We start from the raw sequence: 1272 nt of genomic DNA, 5'->3' as shown, positions 1-1272 counted from the left end.
CCGGAACCGCGCTGGCGTCAGGTCGCGGTGATGAATCCGAAGCCAGCTTCTGCCAGATGGGGTCCGGCATATGGGTGCGGACTGGACGCCGGCGCCGCGCGATAATCACTTGATGAACGACACCGCTGGTGAGGATTCGGTTGATATCGTTGCCCTCCGCGACGGGTTCCGGCGCCTGGGACTCGCCGATGGGCAGATGGAACTCTGGGTCGCGTCCGAAGCAGAGGAGGGCATACCTCAACTGGCCCGGTACCGTTTTCTCAGCGCCCTGTAGCCGAAAATGATCGATACGTGGCGACGCGACACCGAGCGAAACAGGATCGCCCGGAGCCTGCTGGCGGACGGGGCGGGCCGCGAGGAGCTGATCCAGTTCGCGCGTGCGGTCGCCTACGACACAGTGTTCTCGATGCTGTATTACCTCGAGGACGACGGCCGCGACGACTGCAATGACCTGCCCGCCTGGGCACTGGTACAGACTGCGGCGGATGGACAGCCAACCGGCCGGGTACTGGGTGGGTTGTTCGAAGACCTGCTGAGCTTGGACCCCTCCGGCAACGAAGGGGCCGACATCGTGCCGCAGCTACCCGGCCCGTGGGTCAAGCAAGCGGATCGAACACCCGGCCACGACACGGCCCGATAGCCAGGCTGCGCACATCTGCCGCAGTCTGTGCGTTACTCGGCGTATCCGCAGGCCTGAATCGGTGTAGCCGTATTCGGGCTCAGGTCGATATCGTCGCGCCGTGGTGCAAACCAGGCGGTACCCCTATGTCGGTCCGGCCGAGTTCCGTGACCGGGTGATCGCGGTGGACGCTGTTGCCGTGGACTCGGTTGCCTCGCTCGACGAGTGGCTGGCTGGGCGCGACCGTGGAGACCTCGCCGAACCGGTCACGTTCGTCGTCGCTCTCGATGGCGTGCTCAGACTGGCGCCGCGTCGTAGCGAACACATCGCCCTCGCGGGCGGGCAGGACGTACTCGCCGCCGGTGAGATGGCGTTTGCCGCCGCCGGCATCGGCTGGCGCGTCGCCGAGGTGACCAACCAGTCGACTGGCTACTGCCCCGACCCGGACTGCTGGCCCGCTGTGGCCAAGGCCATCGACCGAGTCGGCATACCGCATCCTGGCGGCTTCACCGACCGGGTCATCTTCCGCCGTTGCCCGAGCTGCGGCGAGCGCAACATCGTGCGGGACGACGACTTCACGTGCGCCCTGTGCGGTAGCGCCCTGCCCTCGCAGTGGAACCTCACGTCCGACTGACGGCATCCGGATCTGCCGC

General features: G+C 66.7%; 3 protein-coding genes. All 3 read left to right on the top strand.

Features of this window, described 5'->3' with window-relative positions:
* Positions 1–112: 112 nt before the first annotated feature.
* Entirely contained in the window at positions 113–274 is a 162-nt protein-coding gene (locus tag ABD191_RS28765) for a hypothetical protein (RefSeq protein ID WP_344089046.1), read from the top strand.
* A 6-nt stretch (positions 275–280) separates the two neighbouring features.
* Entirely contained in the window at positions 281–640 is a 360-nt protein-coding gene (locus ABD191_RS28760; protein ID WP_344089043.1) for a hypothetical protein, read from the top strand.
* A 100-nt stretch (positions 641–740) separates the two neighbouring features.
* Positions 741–1253, top strand: coding sequence for a hypothetical protein (locus ABD191_RS28755; RefSeq protein ID WP_344089040.1), 513 nt, complete (start codon positions 741–743; stop codon positions 1251–1253).
* Positions 1254–1272 lie beyond the last annotated feature (19 nt).

Source organism: Luedemannella helvata (genome assembly GCF_039528415.1).
GTDB lineage: Bacteria > Actinomycetota > Actinomycetes > Mycobacteriales > Micromonosporaceae > Luedemannella > Luedemannella helvata.
This window is presented reverse-complemented; position numbering and strand designations above follow the sequence as displayed.

Excerpts from the sequence above, each read along its gene's own strand:
- ABD191_RS28760 (WP_344089043.1), top strand. The coding sequence starts at position 281 with ATGATCGATACGTGGCGACGCGACACCGAGCGAAACAGGATCGCCCGG.
- ABD191_RS28765 (WP_344089046.1), top strand. The coding sequence starts at position 113 with ATGAACGACACCGCTGGTGAGGATTCGGTTGATATCGTTGCCCTCCGC.